General features: G+C 40.3%; 31 protein-coding genes. 13 read left to right on the top strand and 18 right to left on the bottom strand.

What is annotated here, in order from left to right; all coding sequences use genetic code 11:
- Nucleotides 1-157: 157 nt before the first annotated feature.
- From H3L97_RS04620 to H3L97_RS04600, 5 genes are all read right to left on the bottom strand, one after another.
- Nucleotides 158-1,219, bottom strand: coding sequence for an NADH:flavin oxidoreductase/NADH oxidase (locus H3L97_RS04620; RefSeq protein ID WP_097115247.1), 1,062 nt, complete (start codon nt 1,217-1,219; stop codon nt 158-160).
- Nucleotides 1,220-1,385: 166 nt separating this feature from the next.
- Nucleotides 1,386-2,393 carry an LLM class flavin-dependent oxidoreductase gene (locus H3L97_RS04615; RefSeq protein ID WP_097115245.1) on the bottom strand — a complete coding sequence of 336 codons (1,008 nt, stop codon included), beginning with the start codon at nt 2,391-2,393 and terminating at the stop codon, nt 1,386-1,388.
- Between the two features lie 198 nt (nt 2,394-2,591).
- Entirely contained in the window at nt 2,592-3,716 is a 1,125-nt protein-coding gene (locus H3L97_RS04610; RefSeq protein WP_097115244.1) for an NADH-dependent flavin oxidoreductase, read from the bottom strand.
- Nucleotides 3,717-3,851: 135 nt separating this feature from the next.
- On the bottom strand, nt 3,852-4,061 hold the full coding sequence (locus tag H3L97_RS04605) for a nitroreductase family protein (RefSeq protein ID WP_218839701.1): 210 nt from the start codon (nt 4,059-4,061) through the stop codon (nt 3,852-3,854).
- 244 nt (nt 4,062-4,305) lie between these two features.
- Entirely contained in the window at nt 4,306-4,887 is a 582-nt protein-coding gene (locus tag H3L97_RS04600; RefSeq protein WP_097115243.1) for an NAD(P)H-dependent oxidoreductase, read from the bottom strand.
- Between the two features lie 117 nt (nt 4,888-5,004).
- Here H3L97_RS04600 and H3L97_RS04595 point away from each other — a divergent pair, with 117 nt between their 5' ends.
- Nucleotides 5,005-5,886, top strand: coding sequence for a LysR family transcriptional regulator (locus H3L97_RS04595; RefSeq protein ID WP_097115241.1), 882 nt, complete (start codon nt 5,005-5,007; stop codon nt 5,884-5,886).
- Between the two features lie 85 nt (nt 5,887-5,971).
- Here the strand turns inward: H3L97_RS04595 and H3L97_RS04590 are convergent, their stop codons facing one another.
- The 3 genes from H3L97_RS04590 to H3L97_RS04580 all read right to left on the bottom strand — a co-directional run bounded on the left by H3L97_RS04590 (nt 5,972) and on the right by H3L97_RS04580 (nt 8,195).
- Nucleotides 5,972-6,961, bottom strand: coding sequence for a zinc-dependent alcohol dehydrogenase family protein (locus H3L97_RS04590; RefSeq protein ID WP_097115240.1), 990 nt, complete (start codon nt 6,959-6,961; stop codon nt 5,972-5,974).
- 175 nt (nt 6,962-7,136) lie between these two features.
- Nucleotides 7,137-7,577 (bottom strand): nuclear transport factor 2 family protein, encoded by a 441-nt coding sequence (locus tag H3L97_RS04585; RefSeq protein ID WP_097115238.1) that lies wholly within the window; start codon nt 7,575-7,577, stop codon nt 7,137-7,139.
- A gap of 42 nt (nt 7,578-7,619) precedes the next feature.
- On the bottom strand, nt 7,620-8,195 hold the full coding sequence (locus tag H3L97_RS04580) for an NAD(P)H-binding protein (protein ID WP_097115237.1): 576 nt from the start codon (nt 8,193-8,195) through the stop codon (nt 7,620-7,622).
- A 99-nt stretch (nt 8,196-8,294) separates the two neighbouring features.
- On the opposite strand from H3L97_RS04580, the gene H3L97_RS04575 reads away from it, so the two are divergent.
- Entirely contained in the window at nt 8,295-9,170 is an 876-nt protein-coding gene (locus H3L97_RS04575; protein ID WP_097115235.1) for a LysR family transcriptional regulator, read from the top strand.
- A gap of 85 nt (nt 9,171-9,255) precedes the next feature.
- On the opposite strand, the gene H3L97_RS04570 is transcribed toward H3L97_RS04575, so the two are convergent.
- The 4 genes from H3L97_RS04570 to H3L97_RS04555 are packed head-to-tail and all read right to left on the bottom strand — an operon-like array spanning nt 9,256 to nt 10,377.
- Entirely contained in the window at nt 9,256-9,537 is a 282-nt protein-coding gene (locus tag H3L97_RS04570; protein WP_097115233.1) for a metal-sensing transcriptional repressor, read from the bottom strand.
- A 28-nt stretch (nt 9,538-9,565) separates the two neighbouring features.
- Nucleotides 9,566-9,712 carry a transposase gene (locus tag H3L97_RS12175; protein ID WP_371271256.1) on the bottom strand — a complete coding sequence of 49 codons (147 nt, stop codon included), beginning with the start codon at nt 9,710-9,712 and terminating at the stop codon, nt 9,566-9,568.
- Nucleotides 9,658-9,981: a transposase gene (locus tag H3L97_RS04560; protein WP_182073098.1), complete on the bottom strand. Its 324-nt coding sequence runs from the start codon at nt 9,979-9,981 to the stop codon at nt 9,658-9,660. The genes H3L97_RS12175 and H3L97_RS04560 overlap by 55 nt, the downstream gene beginning before the upstream one ends.
- A gap of 45 nt (nt 9,982-10,026) precedes the next feature.
- A complete protein-coding gene (locus tag H3L97_RS04555) occupies nt 10,027-10,377 on the bottom strand; it encodes an IS630 transposase-related protein (RefSeq protein WP_182073064.1) in 351 nt (116 codons plus the stop codon).
- 479 nt (nt 10,378-10,856) lie between these two features.
- On the opposite strand from H3L97_RS04555, the gene csm6 reads away from it, so the two are divergent.
- Genes csm6 through cmr6 form a run of 7 tightly spaced genes read left to right on the top strand, consistent with a single transcriptional unit; the run spans nt 10,857 to nt 18,883 of the window.
- The gene (csm6, locus tag H3L97_RS04550) at nt 10,857-12,029 is read left to right on the top strand and encodes a CRISPR-associated ring nuclease Csm6 (protein WP_218839702.1); all 1,173 of its coding nucleotides are present in this window, start codon (nt 10,857-10,859) and stop codon (nt 12,027-12,029) included.
- A gap of 12 nt (nt 12,030-12,041) precedes the next feature.
- Complete coding sequence (gene cmr1, locus H3L97_RS04545; protein WP_097115251.1) at nt 12,042-13,277, top strand: type III-B CRISPR module RAMP protein Cmr1; 1,236 nt, start codon at nt 12,042-12,044, stop codon at nt 13,275-13,277.
- 6 nt (nt 13,278-13,283) lie between these two features.
- Entirely contained in the window at nt 13,284-15,185 is a 1,902-nt protein-coding gene (gene cas10, locus H3L97_RS04540) for a type III-B CRISPR-associated protein Cas10/Cmr2 (RefSeq protein WP_097115253.1), read from the top strand.
- Between the two features lie 3 nt (nt 15,186-15,188).
- Nucleotides 15,189-16,325, top strand: coding sequence for a type III-B CRISPR module-associated Cmr3 family protein (locus H3L97_RS04535; protein ID WP_097115255.1), 1,137 nt, complete (start codon nt 15,189-15,191; stop codon nt 16,323-16,325).
- Between the two features lie 32 nt (nt 16,326-16,357).
- On the top strand, nt 16,358-17,272 hold the full coding sequence (gene cmr4, locus H3L97_RS04530) for a type III-B CRISPR module RAMP protein Cmr4 (protein ID WP_097115257.1): 915 nt from the start codon (nt 16,358-16,360) through the stop codon (nt 17,270-17,272).
- A complete protein-coding gene (gene cmr5, locus H3L97_RS04525; protein ID WP_224446389.1) occupies nt 17,272-17,733 on the top strand; it encodes a type III-B CRISPR module-associated protein Cmr5 in 462 nt (153 codons plus the stop codon). Before cmr4 ends, cmr5 begins: the two co-directional genes overlap by 1 nt.
- Nucleotides 17,717-18,883 carry a type III-B CRISPR module RAMP protein Cmr6 gene (gene cmr6 / locus H3L97_RS04520; protein ID WP_224446390.1) on the top strand — a complete coding sequence of 389 codons (1,167 nt, stop codon included), beginning with the start codon at nt 17,717-17,719 and terminating at the stop codon, nt 18,881-18,883. The genes cmr5 and cmr6 overlap by 17 nt, the downstream gene beginning before the upstream one ends.
- Nucleotides 18,884-18,937: 54 nt before the next feature.
- Here cmr6 and H3L97_RS04515 read toward each other — a convergent pair whose 3' ends face one another.
- The 4 genes from H3L97_RS04515 to H3L97_RS04500 form a co-directional block, all read right to left on the bottom strand.
- On the bottom strand, nt 18,938-19,309 hold the full coding sequence (locus H3L97_RS04515; protein ID WP_143269219.1) for a hypothetical protein: 372 nt from the start codon (nt 19,307-19,309) through the stop codon (nt 18,938-18,940).
- A 113-nt stretch (nt 19,310-19,422) separates the two neighbouring features.
- Nucleotides 19,423-19,749, bottom strand: a complete 327-nt coding sequence (locus H3L97_RS04510; RefSeq protein ID WP_182073097.1) for a transposase — start codon at nt 19,747-19,749, stop codon at nt 19,423-19,425.
- Nucleotides 19,736-20,131: an IS630 transposase-related protein gene (locus H3L97_RS04505; RefSeq protein WP_182073096.1), complete on the bottom strand. Its 396-nt coding sequence runs from the start codon at nt 20,129-20,131 to the stop codon at nt 19,736-19,738. The genes H3L97_RS04510 and H3L97_RS04505 overlap by 14 nt, the downstream gene beginning before the upstream one ends.
- An 86-nt stretch (nt 20,132-20,217) precedes the next feature.
- Complete coding sequence (locus tag H3L97_RS04500) at nt 20,218-21,060, bottom strand: N-acyl homoserine lactonase family protein (RefSeq protein ID WP_097113953.1); 843 nt, start codon at nt 21,058-21,060, stop codon at nt 20,218-20,220.
- A gap of 131 nt (nt 21,061-21,191) precedes the next feature.
- Between H3L97_RS04500 and H3L97_RS04495 the strand changes: the two genes are divergently transcribed.
- Both H3L97_RS04495 and H3L97_RS04490 read left to right on the top strand, forming a co-directional pair.
- Nucleotides 21,192-21,761: a TetR/AcrR family transcriptional regulator gene (locus H3L97_RS04495; protein ID WP_097113952.1), complete on the top strand. Its 570-nt coding sequence runs from the start codon at nt 21,192-21,194 to the stop codon at nt 21,759-21,761.
- An 87-nt stretch (nt 21,762-21,848) separates the two neighbouring features.
- On the top strand, nt 21,849-22,739 hold the full coding sequence (locus H3L97_RS04490) for a LysR family transcriptional regulator (RefSeq protein WP_097113951.1): 891 nt from the start codon (nt 21,849-21,851) through the stop codon (nt 22,737-22,739).
- Between the two features lie 111 nt (nt 22,740-22,850).
- On the opposite strand, the gene tmk is transcribed toward H3L97_RS04490, so the two are convergent.
- Entirely contained in the window at nt 22,851-23,471 is a 621-nt protein-coding gene (gene tmk / locus H3L97_RS04485; protein WP_179655799.1) for a dTMP kinase, read from the bottom strand.
- Nucleotides 23,472-23,559: 88 nt separating this feature from the next.
- Here tmk and H3L97_RS04480 point away from each other — a divergent pair, with 88 nt between their 5' ends.
- Both H3L97_RS04480 and H3L97_RS04475 read left to right on the top strand, forming a co-directional pair.
- Nucleotides 23,560-24,180 (top strand): L-threonylcarbamoyladenylate synthase, encoded by a 621-nt coding sequence (locus H3L97_RS04480; protein WP_097113950.1) that lies wholly within the window; start codon nt 23,560-23,562, stop codon nt 24,178-24,180.
- Nucleotides 24,181-24,659: 479 nt separating this feature from the next.
- On the top strand, nt 24,660-25,154 hold the full coding sequence (locus tag H3L97_RS04475; RefSeq protein WP_097113949.1) for a copper chaperone PCu(A)C: 495 nt from the start codon (nt 24,660-24,662) through the stop codon (nt 25,152-25,154).
- 205 nt (nt 25,155-25,359) lie between these two features.
- On the opposite strand, the gene asd is transcribed toward H3L97_RS04475, so the two are convergent.
- Nucleotides 25,360-26,253, bottom strand: a complete 894-nt coding sequence (gene asd / locus H3L97_RS04470; RefSeq protein ID WP_097113948.1) for an archaetidylserine decarboxylase — start codon at nt 26,251-26,253, stop codon at nt 25,360-25,362.
- Nucleotides 26,254-26,338: the final 85 nt, after the last annotated feature.

Genomic DNA, 26,338 nt, shown 5'->3' with positions numbered 1-26,338 from the left:
TTTGCTTATTATACCTTGGTTTAGGTATTTTGAAAAATTGAGAATTTTGATGATTGAGTATTATTAAAAATGATAATGGGGGATTTTCAGGCAGCCTGAAAGGTTGTTTGCAATAAAAACACCACTTTCATCATAAAAGCGGTGTTTTTATCACAATTTACACAAACCCTCTGACATACTGTCTTGGCACAAACCGCACCTCATCGCTATCCGCTCCATTTTGCTGATATTGGGCATTGAGCACCCAATAGGGGTCTCGCAGAAGCCCACGCCCCACCGCCACCAAATCAGCATCGCCAATGCCCAAAATATGGTCAGCCACAGACGGATTATCAAGCATTCCCACCGCAATCACAGGTTTAGCTGTTGCCTGTTTGACTTTGCGGGCAAAATCCACCTGATAGCCTGCATAAAATTCTGGGTGATTGCCTTTATGTAGTACGCCATCGCCACCACCGCTCACATCAAACACATCTGCCCCTGCGTCAGAAAATCGCTTGGCAATCGCTACGCCATAGTCCAAATCAAAACCATCTTTGCCGTATTCTTGGGCGGAAATTCGCACGATTAAAGGCATATTCTCTGGCATTACTTTTTTGGCAGCCTGAATAATTTCCACACCAAAAAGCGCTTTGTCTTGACCGTATTCATCGGTGCGTTGGTTGGATTTGGGCGAATAAAATTGATGAATCAAATAACCGTGTGCCGCGTGAATTTCAATGGTATCAAAACCTGCCTCCACCGCTCGTTTGACTGAATCGGCAAAGGCTTGCACCAAGTCTTTGACTTCGGCTGTGGTCAATTCTCTTGGTGTGATGAGATTTTGCCCAGCATAATCAAGCTCACCATAATGGATAGGACTTGGGGCAACGGCGTTTGGCTCATCTTGGGCTTTTCTGCCTGCGTGGGCGATTTGAATGCCGATTTTTGCCCCTTGTGCGTGAACACTGTCCACCAATTTTTTAAAGGCGTGTTGTTGCTCATCGTTCCATAATCCCAAGCAGCCCCCGCTAATGCGACCGTTTGGGGCAACATTGGTCATCTCAACGATAATTAAGCCCACACCGCCCACCGCTCGGCTGGTGTAATGCACCAAATGCCAGTCGTTTGGCACGCCATCTTTGGCAGAATATTGGCACATTGGGGGCATCACCACACGATTTTTTAGGTCAATGTTTTTGATGGAAAATGGGGTTAAAAGCGTGCGAAGTTTTGCCATTGTTTTGAATCTCTTAGGTAAATTTTGGGCTATTGTATAAAATTTTGGATATTGTGTGAAATTGAGAATTTTGATGGGTGGGTATTATTTAAAATAATAATTGAAGTTTTTAAGGCAGCCTGAAAATAAAAAACACCGCCCCCATTCAAGCGGTGTTTTATTTCACTTACAACTCATCGACCATTTCTTTAAACAATTGATAAGCATAATGCTGTTTGTCTTCATCAAAAATATAATTGGTTAAAATCAGCTCATCAACATTGAGTCTATTTTGAAAATCAATCAGTTGATGTTTGACGCTTGCCTTATCGCCCACAAATGACCCAGCAAGCATTGCCATTGCCGAATATTTTTCTTGGGGCGACCACAAAGCGTCCATATCAGGCACAGGCGGACACACGCCACGAGACACGCCACGCACCAAATCCCAAAACAACTGTTGAAGGCTTGTTTGCAAAAAGTGGGCTTCATCGTCTGTATCCGCCACCACCGCATTGACACAAACCATCATATAAGGGGCATCTAACACAGCAGATGGTTTAAATTCACGCCGATAAATCTCTACCGCCAGCTCTAACATTCGTGGGGCAAAATGGGCAGCAAAGGCATAAGGCAGGCCAAGTCGCCCTGCCAAATACGCACTTTCGGTACTTGACCCCAAAATATACAAAGGCACATTTAAACCCATCGCAGGATAGGCTTTGACTTGCCCTTGTACGCTGTCATCGCCAAAGTAGCGTTGCAGTTCACTGATGTCGCTGGCAAATTCATCAGACACATCTCGCCTGCCACGCCGTAGGGCAAGGGCGGTCATTGGGTCGGTGCCAGGGGCTCGCCCAAGACCCAAATCCACCCTGTCGCCATACAAGGTTTTAAGCGTGCCATACTGTTCGGCAACTTGCAAAGGGCTGTGGTTAGGGAGCATTACCCCTCCGCTACCGACACGGATTTTTTGTGTTTGTGAAAGCGTGTGGGCGATGAGAATTTGTGTGGCAGAACTTGCCAAATGGGGCATATTGTGGTGTTCGGCAATCCAAAATCTTTTAAAATCAAGTGGTTCTAAAAATTGTGCCAAGTGTACCATAGCGTCAATGGCATCTTTGGCACTTTGCCCTTGACGCATTGGAGCAAGGTTTAGGGCGGAAAGTGTGGGGATTTTAATGGTGTGGGACATCGTTTATCCTAATATGTTCATTTCATACGCCAATAGTGTAACAGATTGATGATATGATAAAAAATGGATTATTTTGATAAGTGCTTATTATTAAAAATGATAATAGGGATTTTACAAAGCTGCCTGAAAAGCATAGCGGGCAGCAAAAAGTAAAAAACACCGCTTGAATTAAAAACCCAAACGGTATTTTATGCTTTATCACACATTCAAAGGCGTATGGGGTTTACCTTTGACAGGTGGTAGCCAGTTTCCGCCATCGCAATTATATTGCCACAAAAGGTCGGGGTAGCCGTAATGGTCGGCTCGCTCTGGGTCAAATTCGCTTTGAATTTCATCATAGCGTTTTTCTTTAAGCAGTGTGGCGATATTGGGATTTAACATCACCGCCTTACCCAATGCCAAAAATTCACAAAATCCTGTCTCAAAAGCGTTTTCAATCGCCTGCCCTGTCAAGAGATTGCCCACGCCAATCAAAGGCAACTTGCCGCCAATGCGTGCGTGAATTTGTTCAATACGGGTTTTGCTTTCGTCCGCCCCACGCCGTGCTTTGTTATAAAAATCCCAAAGCGAAATGTGCAAATATTGCAAAGGCTTATCTACCAAAGCATCAATTAAATCAAAGGTATCTGCCATTGTCAAACCATTGTCGCCTGCCTCTTCGGGCGAAAAACGATAGCCAATGATAAAGTCAGATTTGCCGTATTTTTCACGCACGCCCACCACCGCATCAATAATAGAAAGTGGAAAACGCAAACGGTTTTCTAAACTTCCTCCCCATTCATCGCTGCGATGATTAAATTCACGAGAGAAAAACTGCTGAATCAAATAGGCATTCGCTCCGTGAATTTCCACACCTTCAAACCCTGCACGAATGGCTAAATCGGTTGCATTAGCAAATGATTGAATTAAATGATGAATTTCCTCTACACTCGCTGCACGAGTGCCACTTTGGGCGTGGTTGCTTGCTGAAATTTTGTCTTTACTGTTTAAATCGCTAATGGCGTGTATGCCACCGTGATGGATTTGCAAAATGGCTTTTGTGCCTTGATTTTGTAGGATTTGTGCTGTTTCTTTTAAGCTATCTAAATGCGTCTCATCAAGGGCGGACGGTTGCCCAACAAATGCCTTACCACCGTCTGCCACCAATGTCGCTGCGGTGATAAACATTCCCATATTTTCCCCACGATTTTTGATAAATTGGCGCTCCTCATCGCCTAGCGTGCCATCAGGATTAGAACCCAAATGGGTCATTGGGGCAACGACAAGGCGGTTTTTGATTTCTACGCCATTATTGAGGGTGTAGGATTGGAATAATTGACTCATTTTTTTAGCCTTTTTAAATTAAAATTGAGATAATTATAGCGTAAAATTAAATTTGATAAAATGTTTATTTTTGACTTTCAGGCTGCCTGAAAAACAAAAACACCATTTCTAATCTTAAAAACGGTGTTTTTAAAATTACCAATGTAGCACCGCACTCTCTTCTACTGGCACACGCCCCAAGTGGTGTTTGTTTTGCATTGCGTCCCAATCAGGGTAGCCAAATGAAATGCCGTGCAAAAGTTTATAATCATCAGAAATGCCCAGCTCCTCACGCACATCTTTGGCAAACATCGCAAGGGCAAGCTGTGGAATACCGCCAAAGCCACGAGCGGTTAGCGAGAGCAAGAAAGTTTGCGAATGGATTTACGAGTTTTGACGGTGGTTTCAAAGTCTAACATTTTGTTTTCTCATTGGATTGGTTAAAAGTTGGGATTATTTTAGTGTAAAATTAAATTGTAAACAATGCTTATTTTTGGAAAGCAGGTTTTCAAAAATGGAAAACGGGTTTTCAGGCTGCCTGAAAGTTTATTTTGCCTATTTTGAAAAGAAAAACACCGTTTGAATGGCTCAAACGGTGTTTAAGAAACGCTTAAAAATATTGATTGATATGGCTTTCAAAATCCTTTAAATCTTGTTCAATCGTTGGATTTTTAATCACATCATAACAAGCGAAAGTCGGCAATGGTGTCATTGCAAAAAATCTAAAATTACAATGTATGGGGAAAAACAAATCATCAAGCCCTTTACCAGCAAATAAATATTCGTTTGCATTATCAAACGCATTTTTGGGTGCGTTGAAAGTAGCAGAGAGCATATATTTTTTGCCTTTCATCAATCCGCCTGTGCCGTAATTGATATTCGGATTAGCTGATGAACGACCATCCGTGTTGCACAAAATGCCACCCATTCCTGCGGTAAAGACATCGTCCATATATTTTTTGGCAAGCCACGGTATCATCATCCAGTTGCTTGGAAATTGGAAAATCACTGCGTCCGCCCATTGCCATTTTTCAAGCTCATCGGCAACGGCATAATCGGTAACTTTACTGTGCTTGACGGTTAAGCCTTTGTTTTGCAATGCTTTGGTAGCGATATCAATTAAGGACTTTGTTAATTCGCCTTTGGAGAAATCATAAGGCTGGTGGGCGTTGATGATTAAGATGTTTTGCATAAAAATACTCATTCAATGGTTAAAATCAATAGGCATATTATACCCAGTTTAATTGGTTTGATAAGACGGCTAAAAATGAATACAATGGTCAAAAATTTTGAACAATCAGGCTAAAAAATGCATAACCACCACGATTGGCGACTGTTTTTATCGCTTGCCCACACCCAAAGTTTTACCAAAACCGCCGCCCAACTGGGTTTGGCTCGTTCGTCCGTGTCGCAAGCGATTAGCACCTTAGAACAAAAATTGGGCGTACGCTTATTTCATCGCACAACACGGCAAGTTACCTTAACTCAAGCAGGGGAGCAACTGTTTGATGAGCTGTTGCCTTTGTTTGCCCAAATGGACAGTAAAATCAATGAAATTTTAAATAAAAATAACGAATTACAGGGCATACTTCGTATCAATGGCACACCCAACAGTTTTGCCCTATTGTGGGATAAACTTTGTGCCTTTGGTCGGCAAAACCCCAAGATTTGCTTGGAGCTGAGTGCTGATTTTCGTTTTGTGGACATCATCAAAGAAAAATTTGATGCTGGTATCCGCACAGGTGATGTGCTTGGGCAAGAAATGGTGGCGGTAAAAATCTCTGAACAAACAACAATGTGCTGTGTGGCAAGCCCTGCTTATTTTACGCATTATCCCATTCCCCAAACGCCAGAAGACTTAAAACACCACAACTGTATCCGCTTTCGTTTGCCGACACACGGTGGTTTGTTAAATTGGTCGTTTTTATCGCCTGATACCCAAGAGGTCATCAGCCAAACGGTGGGCGGTCAATGGATTTTTAATGACACGCAAATGCTTATCTCATCGGCTTTGGACGGTGTGGGCTTGGTGTGGATTGAGCGGTCGCTTGTGCGTGAATACTTAGACAATGGGCGGTTAATCAGCGTATTAGATAAATGGGCGATGATTTATCCGCCTGATTATTTGTATTATCCTCATCGGCAAATTTCACCCAGTTTAAGGTCGTTGGTGGAATTTTTGAGGGTTTAGGTTTTCAGGCTGCCTGAAAAGGTTATTTTGCCCATTTTAAAACAAAAAACACCGCCCTTATCACAAAAGCGGTGCTTTCAAATCATCAAACCTTAACCACAATCTTACCAATCTGCTGATTGCTTGCCATATATTCGTGAGCTTTAACCATTTCATCAAAGGCAAAGATTTTGTCAATTTCTGGGCGTAACTGACCGCTTGCCAAACCGTCATAGACAAAGGTTTTGGCTTGTGCCAATTTTTCAGGGACGGTGGTAATTTCAAAGAGTTCATACCCCCGCACGGTCAAATGCTTACCCAAAATCGCAAAGACTGGCACAGCAATATCATCGTGGCTTAATGCCCCATAAATGATGTAACGACCATCTTGTGCCATTGCATTGATGATTTTTGCCGCCTCTTGTCCGCCCACAGGGTCAAATACCACATTGACACCTTTGCCATTGGTGATTTCAAAAAGTTTGGCGGTTACATCGTCTTCGCTTGTGGCAATCACAAAATCCGCCCCTTTTTCCAAAAGTACATCGCCTTTGGCGTGGGTGCGAGACAAGGCAATCACCGTTGCCCCTTGCATTTTGGCGATTTGAATGCTTGCCAGACCGACCGAACTGGTTGCACCGCCTAGCACCACCACATCGCCTTTTTGTACTTTGCCAAACTCAATCAGTCCGCCATAAGCGGTAACAAACGCCATCCAACTGGCGGACGCTTGTTCCATTGATAAATTATCAGGGTGCTTAACAACGGCGTGTTTGGGCATATTGACGATTTCGCCATAAGTGCCATATTCGGTAAACATAAAAGATGGAATAATGCTGACCTTATCGCCAATGGCAAGCTCGCTCACGCCCTCGCCAATCGCCACGACCACGCCTGCCCCTTCATAACCCAAAGTCGCAGGGAATACAGGGTCAATCACATAAGCCCCTTCTCGGTACATCATTTCGGCACGGTTTAAGCCAATGGCTTGGATTTGGATTTGTACTTCGTGTGCTTTTGGTGCAGGAATTGCCACATCAACGATTTGCAAGACATCAGGCGAACCTGTTTTGGTAAATTGGATTTGTTTGCTCATTGTTTTGACCTGTTATTAAAAATGAGCGTATTTTAGCGTTTTAAAATAATAATAAGAATGGCGAAAAATGGGAAAGTGATTTTTAAAAATGGAAAATGGGCTTTCAGGCTGAAAGGTTATTTTGCCCATTTTAAAAACAAAAACACCGCTTGAATGTCTCAAACGGTGTTTAAAATCAGCCAATTACTCTACTTTCACTAATCATAAAATTGGCAATGCGTTTGGCGATTTTCCAATGACCATTTTCTTTGACATAGGTATCATTGTAACGCACACTGTGGTCGTGCAGGATTTCTTTGCCATCTTTGGTCTCAACCAATTTCACCGCACAATAGTTGATGGCGGTGGCATTATTTTCATCAATAAACGACACGGTATGCTGTCCATTGATGTGATATACGCTGTGAAATGGTGTTAAAAAGTCGCTAAACACTTTTTCAATCTGGGCAACGCCATTCATCTCAAACACGAGTTTGCCACCAATAAAGGTATGAACAATGGCATTATCGGTAAAAAGTGGCATTTGCTCGGCGACTTTTTTCTCGTCTGCTAAATTGGAAAAAGTATCTACCAAATCTTTTAAGGCTTGGCGTTCGGTGTGGATATTAAAACTCATAAAATGCTCCGTACATTGGATTAACTACTACTTAAATAAAAATTACACTCGCCCAATCCCTATGCTTTGTTGTTTAAAGGCATTAGGATTATCAAAAATCTTACCAATCAAATCGGCAATGCTCGCACGAGACACCGCCCGTCCTTTGAAGGCTTCGCCTTTTTGAGTTAAGACATAATCCATCGTGCCATTATCAAACCACGCAGGGCGGATAATGGTGTATGAAATTGTAGAATTTTCAATGATTTGGGCGGATTTTTTATAAGGGTCTAAAATAGAGCCGTGATTTTCGCCCGTCTCGTTATAAATCCCCATAGAACTTATCCAAATCAAATGCTTAACCTCATTCTCCTGCACCGCCTCCACGACATTTTGTGCCATTGGTTCAAGGCTGCCTGACAGTCCTGCATAAACATAATCTTGCCCACGCATTGCTGTGTTTAAGGCATCTAAATCCAAAACATCGCCTTCAATAACCGTTGCACGGTCTGCAAATTGTTGGACGCTGTTTTTGTTTCGCACAAATAAAGTTAATTGATGATGAGGGTTTTCTAACAGTCTAGGAATGACAACTTGTGCCAAACTGCCACTGGCACCAAGCATTAAAATACGCTTCATTTTCGGTTTCTCCTAATAAGGAATGAGGTGTATTATAATCAATCATTTTGTTAAAATATATAAGCAAAATCAAAACAGACTGTTTAGGATATTGGAACAATGCCACACTTTGATGACTTATATTTATTTTTAACGATTGTACAAACAGGCAGTTTTACCAAAGCTGGCGAAAAATTGGGCGTATCTAAATCTGCACTATCGCAAAGTATCAGCCATTTGGAAAACCGCTTAAATATACGCCTGTTAAACCGCACCACAAGAAGCGTCTCACCCACGCCAGAGGGTTTGTCTTTGTATAACGACCTTGCACCGCATTATTTTGCCATTGGCGAGGGGCTTGCCAAACTGACCGAACATCAAGCACACATCACAGGCACAGTACGCATTAACGCCAACGAGCTTGCGATACAAACGGTGATTTTGCCCAAACTTGCCCCTATTTTGAGCCAAAACCCACATATTGTCGTGGAAATTTATAGCGATAACCGCTTTGTGGATATTGTGGCAGAAGGCTTTGATATGAGGGTAAGGCTTGGCGGCACGGTCGCAAGCGGTATGATTGCGGTCAAAATTTCACAAATGGTGCAAATTACGCTGGTTGCCACGCCCAATTATTTGAAAAATAAAGACATTCCAAAAACAATCAGTGATTTAAACCATCATCATCTTATCAATCTGCAACTGGATAAAAATAAACCGCCAATGGACTGGGAATTTTGGGTCAATGACAAGGTGGTCTCTTACACGCCCAAAAGTCAAATTTTAATGAATGGCAATTTGCTTGATGCCATTTTGCAAGATTTGGGCATTGGGCTTGTGGGGCTGTCGCAAGTGGAGCGTTTCATCAAAACAGGCGAACTTGTTGAAATTTTACCAGAGTTTAGAATGACTTATGAACCATTTTATGCCTATTATCCTAGCCGAAAACACCATTCAAAGGCGTTTGAGGTGGTATTAAATGCGTTAAGGGAATAAGTTTTTAGGCAGCCTGAAAGTTTATTTTGCTCATTTTAAAACAAAAAACACCGCTTATCATCACGATAAACGGTGTTTTTTATGCCTACAAATATTTGGTAATCTCCCGAAACTGCTCCAACTCTTTTTGTGGGTCGTCCGTCTCCAGAATGTGGCTCATACAATGGTCAATGTGGTCGGCAATCAGCAGGCGTTTGGCTTTGGTAATGGATTTTTCTACCGCATAAAGTTGTTGGGCGATGTCATTGCAAGGGCGTTCATCTTCTAACATTTGAATGACGGTGTTCAAATGCCCATACGCCCGTTTTAGGCGGTTGATTAACGCAGGGTGGCTTTCGTGGGTGTGGGGGCAGTCGTGCGTGGGCATTTTCATCAGCTAAATAAAAATAAAATCACTACAAATATCGGTCAAATAAAATTTCAATATCAGAAATCATGTATTTGCGCCGTGTATTTTTGGCATAAGCCCAGTATTGTTCAATAGGATTCAAATCAGGACTGTATGCAGGTAAATACAGCAGCTTATGCCCACTTTGTGCCACCAATTGACGAATCTCTTTTTACCGACATGAAAGCGAGCATTATCCATAATCAACACACTCTTTTTATTCAATTTTGGTATTAAATCTTCTTTTAGCCATTGAATAAAAACCGCACGATTAATCGTATGATGAAACAAAGCAACTGTAAACAAACGCCCATTTAACAATGCACCTATTGCATTGGTTTGTTTACGTATTTGCCAATCGTAAGTCGCATAACAACGCCGCCCAATCAGGGCATAGCCTTTTGTGTGCAAAACCACTTTCATCAATATAAACCATTTGATAGCCCATTTTTTTGTAAAAACGCAATTTTAAATGGTACTGATTTCGCTGCTCTGGTTCTTGTTTTGGGTGTTGGCTCGTCTTTTTTTAACTGAAATTTTGAGCTGTTTGAGTGCGTAACAAATTGCACTTGCGGTAACACCCAAACGCTTGGCACGTTCGTATTGGAAGGCATCAGGGTAGTTTTCAACATCTTTTAATAATGCTTCATGATTAACTTTTAATGGTTTGAATTGACGTTTTTTTCTTTCAATCCCATTTCGTTTCCATTGGTTAATGGTATGTGTACTGATGCCATAAAATGCGGAGGCTTGACGTATCGTCATACCGCTTGCAACGCTTTTTAGGATTTGTTTACGTAAGTCTTGGGAGTAAGCCATGATAAATTTAATATTGTAGTGATTTTAATTTTAGTTAGCTATAGACATAATTAAAGCCCCACACTTTAAAATTAAAGTAGGGGCTATCAAGCCTTGTTCGTAAATGATTGCTCAATCGGCAAAAGATACTGTTACAATTAGCCCCTATCGGAGCTTTAAATATACAAGGGCTTGATTGTAATTATTAAAAACAAAAGAAATGAAATATATCAAAAAATTAGTGGTTTAAAGGTCTTAAAGGAGAATGCAACTTATGCAATGAAACAACAATACCGCTAAAAAATCAGTCAATATTATGAATGGCTTGATGAAATAAAAGCAGAATTGGCTCGTCTATATGACAAAAAAGCTGACTTATTGGCAATGGTTCGTAAGACTAATAATAACACCCACCAAATCAAAGAAATGATTCGTACGACTTGTGGGCGTGGTGGATAAATTTGGTATGAAAGAAAAAATTATTAATATGGTAAAAAGTATTGATAATTGGTTGTTTTTATGTAAAAATTATTCTTAATGTAAAGAGTGCTAACAATGAAAAATATCTTATTTTTAGTAACAGGAACAACTACGCAGATTATTACCGAAACTGTTGGGCATTAGCTTGCGACCCAAACAAGAAAGAAAAATGGATTCCTGATGAGATTCATATTTTGACAACTGCACATGGTTTTAATTTAATTAATACTCGCTTATTAAAAAAGGGTGTGTTTGAGAGATTTAAGCAAGATTACCCAATCTTAAAGAATATTCAATTTGATCAATCATACATTACAGTTATTCATCATAATGGCGATAAATTAACTGATTTAAAAACACCTGATGATAATGAATTGGCGGCCGATTTGATTTGTCAAGCTGTACGAGAATTTACCAGCGATGATAATGTATGTTTGCATGTTTCTATTGCAGGCGGACGAAAAACGATGGGCTTTTATGCAGGTTATGCCTTATCTTTGTATGGGCGTTCACAAGATAAAATGTCGCATGTTTTAGTAGAAAGCGAATTTGAAAGTGCGGTTGGGTTTTATTATCCCACCCCAAAAGATATGTTTGTAGAACAAAAATACACCAATAAACGCCTTAATGCCAAAAATGCCAAAGTTTGGCTGGCTGAAATTCCGTTTGTGCGAATGCGTGAAGCAATTTATGATAAACATCAATTAAAAAGTAGTGATAGTTTTAGTCAAGTGGTTGAAAAAATTAACCAATCTTTTGGTGAAGTTAAATTAACTTTAAATATTGCAGAACAAATAATTGTGGTTAATGATAAATTTATCATTGATGATTTAGAACCAAAAGAATTTGCCTTTTTATATTGGTTTGCTGATTTAAAAAAGCAGGATAAAGAAGGTATTATTGCACCCACCAAAAAATGGAGCAATGCAAACAAAGATGAAAAAGATGCCATTGATAATTTGACTGATGAATTTAAAGTCTATTATGATGAGTTTAAGAATGTCAGTGATGATTTTCGTATGGATAAAGCCATTTTTGAAAACCTAAAATCCAAATTAAAAGCAAAGCTAGAACAGCATTTGGGTGTGGAATTATCCCAAAAAGTCGCAATTATCCAAGATGGTCGTGGCAAGCCATTTTATTTAAATGTTTTGCTTAAAAATATTGAAATTTTAGACAGTTTTAATAAATGATTGGAGAATGTAATGGTTAGAATACCAAACATTAATGTACCAAGTGAAAAGCCAGAAAATAAATTACTTTGGCACAGTTTAAATTGTGAGCTAATTACCCCAATGTATGGTGGTGGCATTGAAAGCACCAAAGTAGATAAAGATATGCCCATTCGTGCCAGTAGCATTCGTGGTAATTTGCGTTTTTGGTGGCGATTATTAGCCAAACATAAATGGAAGATTACTGACATTCAAAAAGTTGAAAGTGAACTTTGGGGCGGTGTTAGTAACAATAATGATGATGGTAAAGCAGGTAAGGTGTTATTAAAAATTGCCAAGCAACCAAAAGTGAATGAGCAACAACATTTGGTTGATTATAACGATAAAAGTTTATCAGCTTTGCGTTATGTGTTATTCCCTGCTTATAATGAAAAAGACAAAAGTAAAAGTCCACACAAATTATTAAAGGCAGGTTATCAATGGACATTGCAAGTTGCATTTAGCCACGATATTAGTGAAAACCAAAAAAAGCAAGTTTGGGAGAGTATTCGTTGGTGGGCTAATTTTGGTGGTGTGGGTGCAAGAACACGGCGTGGCTTGGGTGCTGTTAAGGTAGATGAAAATGAATTTTTTCAGTCAGTCATTGCTCTATCTGAGATTGTAGATTTGGGTTTTGGCGTGCAAACTTTTTCTGCAAGCAATCCAAATTCTGCTTGGGTCAATGCTGTTAAAAAATTAGAAACTTTTAGACAAGTTGGTGCAGGTCGTAAAGACCATAATTCTCGCAGTCATTGGAGCGAACCTGATACCATTCGTGATTATACGGAGCAAGCACTACCTGAACATAGTGAGCGAAAAACACAAAATAATGCTTTCCCAAGAGCAAGTTTTGGTTTGCCGATTATCTTTAAATTTAAAGGTAATAATCTAAAAGGTGATGATGATTCATCTAATAAAGACCCAAGAACAACCACTTTAACCTTACAATTTGAAGATGAAAAATATGAAAGATTAGCAAGCCCACTTATTTTACGCCCCTATCTTGATGAACAGGGCGAATGGCATTCGTTGGCTTTGGTTATTGATGATGTTTTATGTGATATGAATGGTAGTAGTTATAAGCCGATTTTAACAGACATAAATCATGATCAAGTGAAATTAGATGATGAGTGTGTTTTTTGGAATGAAGATTATGCTGATGAAGTAAGACCATTACAAAATCGCCATAATAAACCACTTCAAGCCTTTTTAAAATATTTTAAAGGATAATTAACAATGAGTGATTATATTGTCATTATTTCTATTGGACCTGTACAAAGTATGATTGCGTCCGCTCGCAAAAGTCGTGATTTGTGGAGTGGTTCGTGGTTATTATCAGAGCTTGCCAAAGCCTGTGCCATATCATTAAAAAAAGATAACGCAAAATTAATTTTTCCTTTTGTGGAAAATGATGAATTTTTAAAAGAAAATTCGGATTTTTCGGTAGGTAATAAATTACAAGCGGTTATTACAACTGATACTAAGGAACGATTGGAAAGCATTTTAAATAAAGCCAAACAAGCGGTTCAAAATCGCTATCATCAAGAAGCGGATAATGCCTTAAAACAGCTTAATCAAAATGATATTCGTCTTGATATTTGGCAATCACAAATTGATGATTTGGTAGAAATCCAATGGGCGTGGGCAAAAATTGAAAATAATGATTATATTGACGCCAGTCAAAAAGCAGGTGCAGTTCTAGCCAGCCGTAAAAATACGCGTGATTTTAGCCCATTGGCAATTTGCCCTTTTCAATCAGAATTACGATTGCCTAAATCCTCATTAGATGGGTTAAGAGAAACGGTATTAAAAGAAAATACTGAAAAACAGACCAATTTAACTCGCAGAAAACTATCACTAGCAGCATCTGAACAATTAGATGTATTGGGCGTGATTAAGCGTTTGGGTTTTGGAAAAGATGAAAGTGGTAAAAAAGTAGCGGAACAATTTACGCCCATCAGTCGTGTTATGGCAGATGCTTGGATTTTGGAAATTGACCAGCAAGAACCCAATCAGTTGGCTAAAATTATTGAGATTTATAAAAAATTGGAAAGTCTGAATGTTGTTAGTAAAGTTACTGGCAATAAAGACAAAAATGAACAAAGCATTTATAAGGATTTTCCTTATGATGCCGAACTTTTGTATCAAAATCGCTTAGATGCAGAGATTAGAGATTGGAAAAAAATTAATGCTAAAAATGATGATTTAAATCAAGCTGAAGAAATATTGAAACTTCTGGGAGAGTTACAACAATTATTGAGAAATGATTTAAGAGAATACGGCGAACCGTATCGTTATGGGGCGTTATTATTAGCTGATGGCGATCGTATGGGCGAATTATTGGATAAAGCCAAAACCCAAAAACAACATCAAGCTATTACCAAAGCCTTATCCGCATTTGCAGGTGATGTAGCGGATATTATGCGTAAACATCGTGGGCATTGTATTTATGCAGGGGGCGATGATGTATTGGGGCTTGTGCCATTAGATAAAGCCTATGCCTGTGCCAATGCATTACGACTTTCCTTTGCTGAAAGTTTAAGAGAAGTAGCTAATCAATTAGGCGTGGAAGATAAAAATAAACCTTCTTTATCTGTTGGGCTTGCGATTTGCCATTTAATGACCCCATTTGGCGTGGTGCGTGAAATGGCAGACATTGCCGAAAAATATGCCAAAGGCGACCATATTAAAATAGAAGATGAAAAAGAAAATCACGAACGCCGAAATGCATTGGCTATTTTATTATCGGTGCGTGGTGGTAGTGATATTCAAGTAAGGTTTAATTGGAATGATGAACAGGGTTTAGAAAGTTTTAAAACTTTTGTGGATTACTATCTAAAAAAACAGATCCCAAGCCGTGTGGCGTATGATATGCAAGCAATTTATTTAAGAACACAGCAGTTTGGCAAACAAGATGGTGGCGATGATGATAAAGAACTGCGTCAAAATATTCAATTAGCAGAATTAACCAGAATGTTAAAACAAGCTCGTACAGATACAGGCAAAGAAATTGACAATGGCATTATTGAGCAGTTAAACAATCGGGGTAAAGATATTGGACTTGATAGATTGGCTGATGAATTGATTATTGCTCGTTGGCTGTCTGCTAAAACCCAAAAAGAATTGGGCAAGGAGTAAAAAATGAATGCGTATTTAATAGAATCCTTAGCACCCTTAGTATTTCGCAATGCCAAGCCATTTGGTCATCAAGCCAATGCACAAGAATTGGCATTTCCTAACCCAAGTACAGGAGCGGGACTAATTCGTTATTTGGCATTAAGTCAAGGCAAGGTGGATAATAGTCATTATGATACAAACTATCAAGATTTATTAAAAATTCAATGCTTTGGTGTTTATTTGGCTCGTTTTGACGATAATAAAGCAATACAGATTTTTGTGCCAAAACCTGCCAATGCCTTGTGTTTGGAGAATGACAATAAACAGATTGAACTCATTCGTCTTCTACCAAAAGCCTTTGATGGTGATTGTGGTAGTGATTTACCAGCTGGTTTATTGCCCATTCAGCCAGAAAAAACATTAAAAGGTAAACCCAAAGGCAATATCAATTACTGGCGACTTGAAGATTTTATAAAATGGCAACAAGGCGAAAAATTGGAATACGATACCATTAAAGAAGGTATTAGTACGATTCCTAATGATATTCGTACCCATATTATGCGTGATGATGACACACATGCAACAGTAGATGGTAAATTATTTCAAACAGCCAGTTTTGATTTGGGCTATCAAAAAAATAATGACGGATTTGATAGTCATCGTTTGGGATTTGTTATTTTATCTAAACAAGAATTAGACGATGATTTGGCGACTTTGGGCGGTGAAAGACGATTATCTTATTTTAAAAAATTGAAGAATCAAATACTGTTTACTAAACCAACGGCTGATGAAATTAATCAGGCAGGTGGATTTAGTTTGTCTTTTATGACGCCTGTTATTTTTGAACAAGGGTATTTACCTCGTTGGATTGATAAAAATACAATGACAGGTCAATTGCCAAGCGGTACAAAAATTAAACTTATCTCGGTTGCGGTAGAACGCTGGCAAGCCATCTCAGGGTGGGATAGTCAAGATTGGAAACCCAAAGCCACCAGAAAAGCAGTATCAGCAGGGGCGGTATATTGGTTTGAGTTATTAGATAATAATCAATGTAAAGAACAAGATATTGATTTTTTAACCGCACCATTAGCTGATAATGCCTATGACCAAGCCGATGGTTTTGGTATGGCATTATTAACCGCTTTTAAACCCAATACTTAATTTCAATCAAACTTAATGTTAAGGAATATGTGATGAACAAGTCTATTTTTTATTTGCATAATTTAACTGCTCTACACGCAGGTACAGGACAAGGCGTGGGCGTGGTGGATTTGCCGATTGCACGAGCCAAAGCAACCAATTTGCCGATTGTCGCAGGTTCATCTATCAAAGGCGTGTTGCGTGATGAAATTTTTGATATTTTTGTCAAAAAATCACCTTATAAAGAAATGACAGATGAAGAACGAAAACAAATAATTGATAAAAATATTATCAATCCTTTGTTTGGTAAAAATGAGAATGCCGACCATGCAGGTGCGATTGCCTTTGGTGATGCCAATTTATTGATTTTGCCAATTCGCTCTTTTGCAGGTGTGGTGGCTTATGCAACTTGCCCATTTATTTTACGCCAATATCAAAGAGATGTGGGCAAAGATAAAAAAATACCACAGCTTAATGATAATGCTTTAATTAGTAATGATAGTATTTTGTTGATTAATGATACGCAAATTGCCTTAGAAGATTTAGATATTGTGGCTAACAAAGAAGAACTGGCAAGTGATTGGGCAACCGATATTGCACACGCCATTTATCCAAACAGTCCAGAATGGCAAGACGAATTTAAAAAACGCTTTGTGATTTTACCTGATGGTATTTTCTCATTTTTGGCGGATACCGCAACCGAAATTCGCACACGCATTAAAATAGACCGTCATACTCGTGTCGTACAAGATGGTGCATTATGGACGGAAGAGAATTTACCTGCCGATAGCGTACTTTGGGGTGTGCTGGGAGTTTCACAAAGCCGTGATAACAATAATAAAAAATCTGCTGATGAATTGGCAGGATTATTGCCAAAAGATGAAATCAATCTACAGATTGGCGGTAAACATACCGTTGGGCGTGGTTTTTGCCGTTTGCTAATTGCAGATACAAAGGAGCAAAAATAATGCAAATTCGTACACAAAAATATGCGGAAATTGCTTATCCTTTGGTTGCTAATATGAAAGTTAATAAGGAATTCAAGCAAACAGATCCAGAAAAATACAAGAGACAATATGAATTGCAAAACGAGTATCGTACACAAGCATTAAATCTACCGACAATGATTTTGCAATCTGGATTGGCACAATCTATTGGCTTTTTAATGGCAAAAGCTAAAAATGATAGTTCTGAAGCAAAAGCAAAAACCAAAGCCTTTCAAAAACTATTGGAGCATTTGGAAAAACTATTAAAAGATAGCGTCAAGCCAAATAAAACATTGCACGAAACTATTTTGGAAAGTGATATTGTCCAATACCAACGCCTAACCCGTAATGCCATTGAAGCGTCTAGCTGGTTAAAACGCTATACGCAGGCATTGTTGGAAAAAGATAAAAAACAGGAGCAAAATAATGCAACTGATGCGTAACAATTTAATTCCTTTATTTAAGCAGATAAAGTCTGCCAACGCAGGTCTGTTAATGCAAAAAGGCTTAAAAGAATGGGATACCGATAGTGAAAAACCAACCAAAAAAGCCTTAATTGAAAAAATTGCTGGTGCAAAAGCTGATGATTTGTATTTATTGGCATTTAATCGCTGGCTGAATTGCACTTTTGATAACGATGAATTTGTTCATTTGTCTGCTAAGGTAAATGGTCGTCTATTTACAGGCTTGGCATTGGGCGGTGCATTAGAAACTGGGGCAATGATTCATCATACTTATGGTATGCCAATGATTGCAGGTTCTAGCATTAAAGGAGCGGTGCGTGCTTATGCTGAATATATTTTTGCAAAGCGAAAAATAGTAGATAATCAAGAGGTTATTGATTATCGTATTGAAATAAAGCAAGGAAAAGAAATTAAGCACTTTCAATTTGATGAGGATAAACAAGCCATTTTAAATGTTTTGTTTGGCACAGAAAGCGATGACGACAATGCCGAAGCGGGCTATTTGATTTGGCATGATGCGTGGTGGATTCCAAATGTTGATAAAAAAGGTCGTTTAACGCAATCTAATAATTGCCCTTTTGTTGGTGAAATTGTTACTGTTCATCATCAAGATTATTATCAAGGTAAATTAGATGAAGCCTTAGACATTGAAAGCCCAATTCCCAATCAGCAAATCGCTATGATAGGCAGTTTTTATTTTAGCATTCAGGGGGATAAAGCGTGGGCAGATTATGCACTGGACTTATTAAAAGGGGCATTGCAATATCAAGGCTTGGGTGCCAAGGGCAGTAATGGGTATGGGTATTTTGATAATATTGATGGTTTAGAAAGTGAGCTTAAAAAGCGTTATAATGCCAATAAACCAGTTCGTGATGATATAGATCCTATCACTGCAAAAATCATACAAAAAGCAAGGGGAATTTCTGAAAAAGATTTGCCACTTCAATTAAGTAAAAAGAAGAATGGCTTCTTTAATGATTTGGAATTGGATAAAAATAATCCCGATGATTGTAAAAAAGTGGCACAAGTCTTTATTGAAGAGTATTCAGATATTATTACTCAATGGGCTGATGCTCCAACAGGTAGTAATCTTGCAACGGCATATCAATTTATTGAACAGTATCGTTAACATATCCCCATTATTGATAAAGCCAGTTTATCAATCAATGGGGATAGGTTTAAATTATTTAAGTTTTTCTAGTTCTTGTTTGAATTGCTCTTTATTTTTAACCCAAATAACAGTAATCCTTTTATCTGTACATTTAGCTAAAAAGTCGTTTGTTTGATTTTCATTGCTGTTGTTATCACGAATAATAGATGATAGCACCAATACACTACTGAATTTACCAAGCTGAAAATGTCCATTCAGTTGTTTCCTAAACTCATCTGGACTTTTATTGGCAGGAATATCTGATTTTAATTCCATTACATACAGTTTATCATTTCTTAGTAATAAAATATCAGTTTCATTACCACTTTTCTTACCAATTTTTGGGACTAAACCAGTTTTGATTTCTTTATCTGGATTAATATAGCCAATTAAAAACAAAATCACTACAAATATCGGTCAAATAAAATTTCAATATCAGAAATCATGTATTTGCGCCGCGTATTTTTGGCATAAGCCCAGTATTGTTCAATAGGATTCAAATCAGGACTGTATGCAGGTCAATACAGCAGCTTATGCCCACTTTGTGCCACCAATTGACGAATCTCTTCACCGACATGAAAGCGAGCATTATCCATAATCAACACACTCTTTTTATTCAGTTTTGGTATTAAATCTTCTTTTAACCATTGAATAAAAACCGCACGATTAATCGTATGATGAAACAAAGCAACTGTAAACAAACACCCATTTAACAATGCACCTATTGCATTGGTTTGTTTACGTATTTGCCAATCGTAAGTCGCATAACAACGCCGCCCAATCGGGGCATAGCCTTTTGGACGATGAACGGTTTGTGCAAAACCACTTTCATCAATATAAACCATTTGATAGCCCATTTTTTTGTAAAAACGCAATTTTAAATGGTACTGATTTCGCTGCTCTGGTTCTTGTTTTGGGTGTTGGCTCGTCTTTTTTAACTGAAATTTTGAGCTGTTTGAGTGCGTAACAAATTGCACTTGCGGTAACACCCAAACGCTTGGCACGTTCGTATTGGAAGGCATCAGGGTAGTTTTCAACATCTTTTAATAATGCTTCATGATTAACTTTTAATGGTTTGAATTGACGTTTTTTTCTTTCAATCCCATTTCGTTTCCATTGGTTAATGGTATGTGTACTGATGCCATAAAATGCGGAGGCTTGACGTATCGTCATGCCGCTTGCAACGCTTTTTAGGATTTGTTTACGTAAGTCTTGGGAGTAAGCCATGATAAATTTAATATTGTAGTGGTTTTAGTTTTGGTTAGCTATAAAACAAAAACACCGCTTGAACCTCAATCCAAACGGCATTTTCATCAATCCCCCACCACCGTAAACACCTTATTTTTCAGGCGATATTCACTCTTTTCATCGTAGGCAAATTGGGTAATGGTCGGTTTTCTTTGGCAAAGCTGACGCATTTTGGCGGTGCTTTGTTGGTGTAGATGTCCGTCAATGCACACACCGTCAATGTTGCCAGCAAGCATATCTTGTTCAGAGTAAGAGGCATCGCCACCAATCAAAATATCATACTCGCCCATATCCACCACCACCGCCAAATGCCCCAGCGTATGTCCTGCGGTTGGCACAAGGCGGATTTTGCCGTCTTTGGTGAGTTTATGACTTTGTTCAAAACTTTCAAACGCCCCATCATTAAAGGCGATACCGTCTGGCTTAAACCAATCAGGATAGTGCATTGTCAAATAGCCGTTCATCACCGCATTTGGGGCGTTGATTGCCTGTTTTTCGGTTTGGCTCATCACAAATCGGCTGTTTGGAAAATGGGCAATACCGCCTGCGTGGTCGCCGTGCATATGGGTCATTACCACCGTGTCAATGTGCAGGGGGTCAAAGCCATTTGCCTTTAAAACTTCGCCCACTTCTTCGTGTTTTTTGACCCCACGCCGTTCGCAAAACTGCATAAATGGATGCCACCACGGTTGATAGCCCTTGTCATTGGCTCGACTGCTTTCGCCTGTATCCACCAAAATCAAACCCTCATCGTGTTCAATCAGCCAGCAACCAATCGGCAATTTGGGCGACCATTTTTTATCGGTCAGCACATCAAGCACACGAGCAGGACGGGCAAAAAAGCGTGCCACTTGATGATGAATTTTGATTTGTACCCAACCTGTTGCCAGACAATGCACTTTAATCATTGTTAAAACCTTGTTTTGTCAAATTGAGTATATTTTACAAGGCATAAACAAGCCATACAAACACCAAAATGCTTGTATTTAACAGGATATACAGATAAAATTATCAAAATGTATGCTTATTTTGAAAAAAGATGAACGATTTAAGAGTAATCAAAACCCATCTGGCAATCCAAAGCGCTTTGATTGAATTATTGGACGAAAAGCCGTTTGAAAAAGTGCAAGTACAAGAAATCATTGAAAAAGCCTTGATTAACCGCACCACTTTTTACCGTTATTATTCGGGCAAAAGCGACTTGGTCGGCAAATTGATAAAAGAGGTGAAGGCACAATATCAAGACCTGCTCAAAAAGCGTTTTGAAAGTGATAATTTACTGCGATTTATGCAAACCATCGGCAACCGCTTATTGGAAAAAAGACAGCTGATTTTGGCACTTTGGCAAATTAAAACCCCACGCCATCATTTGTATGACGATATGCACACGCTGTTAAAAAACGCCTTTATCGCCCACGCCAAACGGATAACATCAGATGATAAAAATTGGGCTGATAAAAATTGGGACTATCAAGCCCATATTTTTGCCACCATTGCCCTTGAAAGCCATAAATATTATTTTGAACAAGGCAAACTTTTGCCCATTCCACAGGTGTTTGAGGCGTGGATAGAAATGGTGCAGGTGTTGAAAAGCGTTCAGGCTGCCTGAAAAATGAGTTTTGCAAAAACACCGCTTGAAATCCAAACACAGCCCCCATATCATAGCCAATAACAAAATAAAAGATGGTCTATCACAATGACTGATATGAGAAAACTGGATTTAAATCTCCTCAAAGCCTTTGTGGTGCTGCTTGATGAGCAGAATGTCAGCCGTGCCGCTCATCGCTTGTCGGTAACACAGCCTGCGATGAGTGGCATTTTAAACCGTTTGCGGGCAAGTTTTGACGACCCGCTTTTTGTGCGGGTGCAGCACGGCATTGTGCCGACCGACCGTGCGATACAGCTTGGGGCGATTGCCAAAAAAGTGCTGGCTGATGTGGAGACGATGCTCACACCTGCCCAATTTGAAGCACAAACTTTAACGATGACTTTAAGAATTGGGGCAATGGATTACATTCAACAAATTATTGCCCTGCCTTTGATTTTGAAATTAAGACGGCTTGCACCCAATGTGCAGGTTGCCTTGTTGCCTGTGCAGGGGCAAAATATTAAGGCATTGTTTGAACAAAATAAAATTGATTTGGCAATGACCAGCCATCAACATATCACGCCTGATATGTATCAGCAAAAACTGTATGATGAACGCTATATTTGTGCAATGAGCAAAACGCACCCTATGGCAAATACGCCTTTGACGGCAGAAACATTCAGCCATTTGCCCTTTGCGATGCTCTCGTACAATGGCGGCGAATTTCGTGGGGCGACCGATTTGGCATTGCAATCGCTGGGTTTAAATCGCAAGGTGATGGTGTCGGTAAACAATATTTTGCTGTTGCCTCAGTTGCTACAAGAATCGGATTTGGTGGCGGTGCTGCCTGAAAAATTGGCACAAACTTTATCCAATGTGGTACTCAAATCCCCACCGATTGCGATTGATGGTTTTTCAATGCACCTTGCGTGGCACGAACGCACACAGGGCGATGTGGCACACCATTGGTTGCGCGAATTGATTATGCAAATGGCATAAACCCATTCAACGATTTTCGCTGAAAAAACCGTTCAGGCAGCCTGAAAAATGAAAGGCTGCCTGAAAACCCATACACGGTATGGGAACAAATCGGGCTAATCTGCCCCAAGTTTATCTTTCAAATAATTGATTCAATAGGTTAAAAATATCCTGCCTCACCACTTCTTTTTCACGATTGCTGTTGAGTACCGCATAACGCTGCGGTTGGCTGGCGGCGCGTTGCAAATAGGTTTCGCGCACGGCACGGTAAAATTCGGCTGGTTCTTGTTCAAAGCGGTCTTTTTCGCGGCTGCGTTCAATGCGTTGCAATGCCACTTCCAATGGCACATCCAAAATCAGGGTAAAGTCGGGCTGAAAATCGCCTTGCACCCATTGTTCCAATGCGGCAATTTGGGCGTATGGCAAGCCGCGTCCACCGCCTTGATAAGCAAAGGTGGCATCGGTAAAACGGTCGCAAACCACATTGATGCCCTTGTTTAAATTGGGAAAAACCACATCGTCCAAATGTTGCTGACGGGCGGTAAACATGAGCAGGGTTTCGGCTTTGGGGGTCATTTTGCTGGCGGGGTTCAACACGATTTCGCGTAATTGTTCGCCCAAAGGGGTGCTACCTGGTTCGCGCGTGAACACCACGGGCAGTTGTTGGGCGGTAAACCATTCTTGAATCACGTTTAATTGAGTGGTTTTGCCTGCGCCGTCAATGCCGTCTAATGTGATGAATTTGGCTGCCATGATTTTTCCTTTTATAACAATGAGAAACAATGTCATTATGGTATGATAAAATGTTTTTTTCAATCAAAATTTCACAGGAACACGTTTTATGTCGCAATTTTTTGCCATACACCCCGATAATCCGCAAGAACGTTTGATTAAACAAGCGGTTGAAATCATCAAAAAAGGGGGGGTGATTGTTTTCCCCACCGATTCATGTTATGCCTTGGGCTGCCATTTGGGCGATAAAAATGCCATGGAACGCATTTTAGCCATTCGCCAAATTGATTTGAAACATCATCTTACTTTAATGTGTGCCGATTTGAGCGAGTTGGGCACTTATGCCAAAGTGGACAACAGCCAATTTCGCCAACTGAAAGCGGCAACCCCAGGGGCGTACACCTTTATTTTGCAAGCCACCAAGGAAGTACCCAATCGCACCTTGCACCCAAAACGCAAAACCATCGGCTTGCGTGTGCCTGATAATGCGATTGCCCTGGCTTTGCTCAAAGAATTGGGCGAACCGATGTTGTCTTGCACGCTCATGTTGCCCGAAGACGATGAACCTTTAACCGACCCCTATGAAATCCGCGACCGCTTGGAACACAGCGTGGATTTGGTCATAGACGGCGGCTGGTGCGGCACCGAACCCACCACCGTTATTGACATGACCGATGGCACACAGTTGGTGCGCCAAGGCAAAGGCGATGTGGCTTTGTTTGGTTTTTAGGCGCGGCTTTCACTAGCCTACAAAAAGGTTTTTGCCTTCGGCGACTTACTTTTTAAAAAAGTAAGCCAAATACATTAAAGCTGAACGGTTGCTTTTCAAAAAAATATTTCAGGCAGCCTGAAACCTTTGCAAAACCTACTTTTAAACTGACGTAGGGGAGGATTTCATATCCGCCCTTTTTTCAATTTATTGATAAGAATGAAAATTTCTGCAAACCTAAACGGGGCAGATATGAAATCTGCCCCTACAAACCGAGTTTTGCAAAGGTTTCAGCCTGAAAATGCAAATTACTCAAATCAAATAAAAATGGCTATTGGCTTACTTTTTTAAAAAGTAAGTCGCTCGTGTGGCGACAGAGCGCAAATCCCCAACACACACCATTTTATTTTTTGTGGCATCGTGAAAGACTGCCTGAAACGTTTTCAGACTGTTTGGCTTGTTATACAATAACACCCTTTCCGATAAAACAAGGGCAAATCATGCAAAAATGGACATGTGCCATCGCCACCATTTTGTTGGCACAAATGGCTTTGGCAAAAGGCGTGGCAGTGCGCGATGCGTTTGCGCGTCCCACTGTGGCGGGCATTCAGCAAGGCGGCGCATTCATGCAACTGACCAACACCGACCCCACCGACCACGTTTTGATTGGCGCAAGCGTGAGCAAAAAAGTGGCAGCATACACCGAATTGCACACCCACATCAACGAAAATGGTGTGATGAAAATGCGCCAAGTGAAAGACGGCATTGTGCTGCCAGCAGGTCAAACTGTGGCTTTGCAAGCTGGGGGGTATCACATCATGTTTTTTGATTTGAAACAGCCGCTTACTGCTGGACAAAGTTTCAATCTGAAATTGAAATTCAAAAACGGACAATCAAAAAATGTGAAAGTGCAAGTCAAAAAAATGGGCGACACGCATTCACATCATCATGAACACCAACACGAGCCACACGGCGAACATCATCATTCACATTAAACAATATTCAGGCAGCCTGAAAATTCATTCAGGCTAAAATCTTTGCAAAACTGCATTCGTAGGGGCGGATTTCATATCCGCCCTGTTTTGATGTAGCATTATTTTTCATTTTTATCAAATGGTTGTGAAAAGGGCGGATATGAAATCCGCCCCTACGTCAGTGTGCAAATGCTGTTTGTAAAAATTTCAGGCAGCCTGAAAAGATTTACGCTGCCAAAGTCCCCAACAATTCGCCCATTTTGGTTGGCACACCAGCCTGTAAATTGGCGTTGAGCAACACTTTGTTTTCCTGAAACAAATTGATAACGGTTGAACCCAAACGGAACGCGCCCATTTCCGCGCCTTTTGCCAAATGCACGGCTTGGTCGCCATCGGCAGGATAGTCCCACACGCGAATGGCTTCGTTGCGCGGTGGATTGACCACGCCGTGCCACACGGTACTCATGCTGGCGGTTACGGTTGCGCCCACCAAAATTTGCACCATCGTGCCAAACTCGGTGTCAAACACGCAAATCACGCGCTCGTTTCGCGCAAACAAGTTGGGAACATGTTGCGCCAAAAAGGGATTGACGGAAAACAGTTCGCCCGATACATAAATCATTTTCCGCAATGTGCCAGCGCAGGGCATATGCACACGATGATAATCGCGTGGCGACAGATAAGTGGTTAAAAACACACCATTTTCAAACTGTTGTGCCAAATCGGTGTCGCCAGCCAGCAAGTCTGCCAAACTGAACATATGCCCTTTGGCTTGCAACAGCAAATTGCCGTGAATGGCACCGCCTTCGCTCACGCGACCGTCAGCAGGCAGGGCGATTTCGTGGCTGCCTGAAACGATGGGTCGCGCACCGTCTTTCAATTCGCGCGTGAAAAATTCGTTGAAATTTTTGAAATCGCTGGGTTGGGATTTTTGTGCTTCGTGCCAATCCACTTTGTAGCATTTGGCGAAGTACTTAATCACAAAATGCGTGAATCTGCCCCATTCTTTTTCGGCAAACCAGCCTGCCAAGCGCGTGATTGCCAGTTGTGGCAACAAATAGTGAAAGGCAATTTTGGCGCGTTGGCAACAAGTGGGTTTGGGATAAGGTTTTAAATTCATGGTGTTTTTTCCTGTTTTGAAAACTGGCGAAGTACGCCCATTTTCCATTTGTCGTAGGGGCGGATTTCATATCCGCCCCTTGTTG

Origin of the sequence: Alysiella filiformis (genome assembly GCF_014054525.1) — a bacterium.
Classification (GTDB): Bacteria; Pseudomonadota; Gammaproteobacteria; order Burkholderiales; family Neisseriaceae; genus Simonsiella; species Simonsiella filiformis.
Note: the sequence above shows the minus strand (reverse complement) of the source record. Positions and strands in the feature narration are given on the sequence as shown.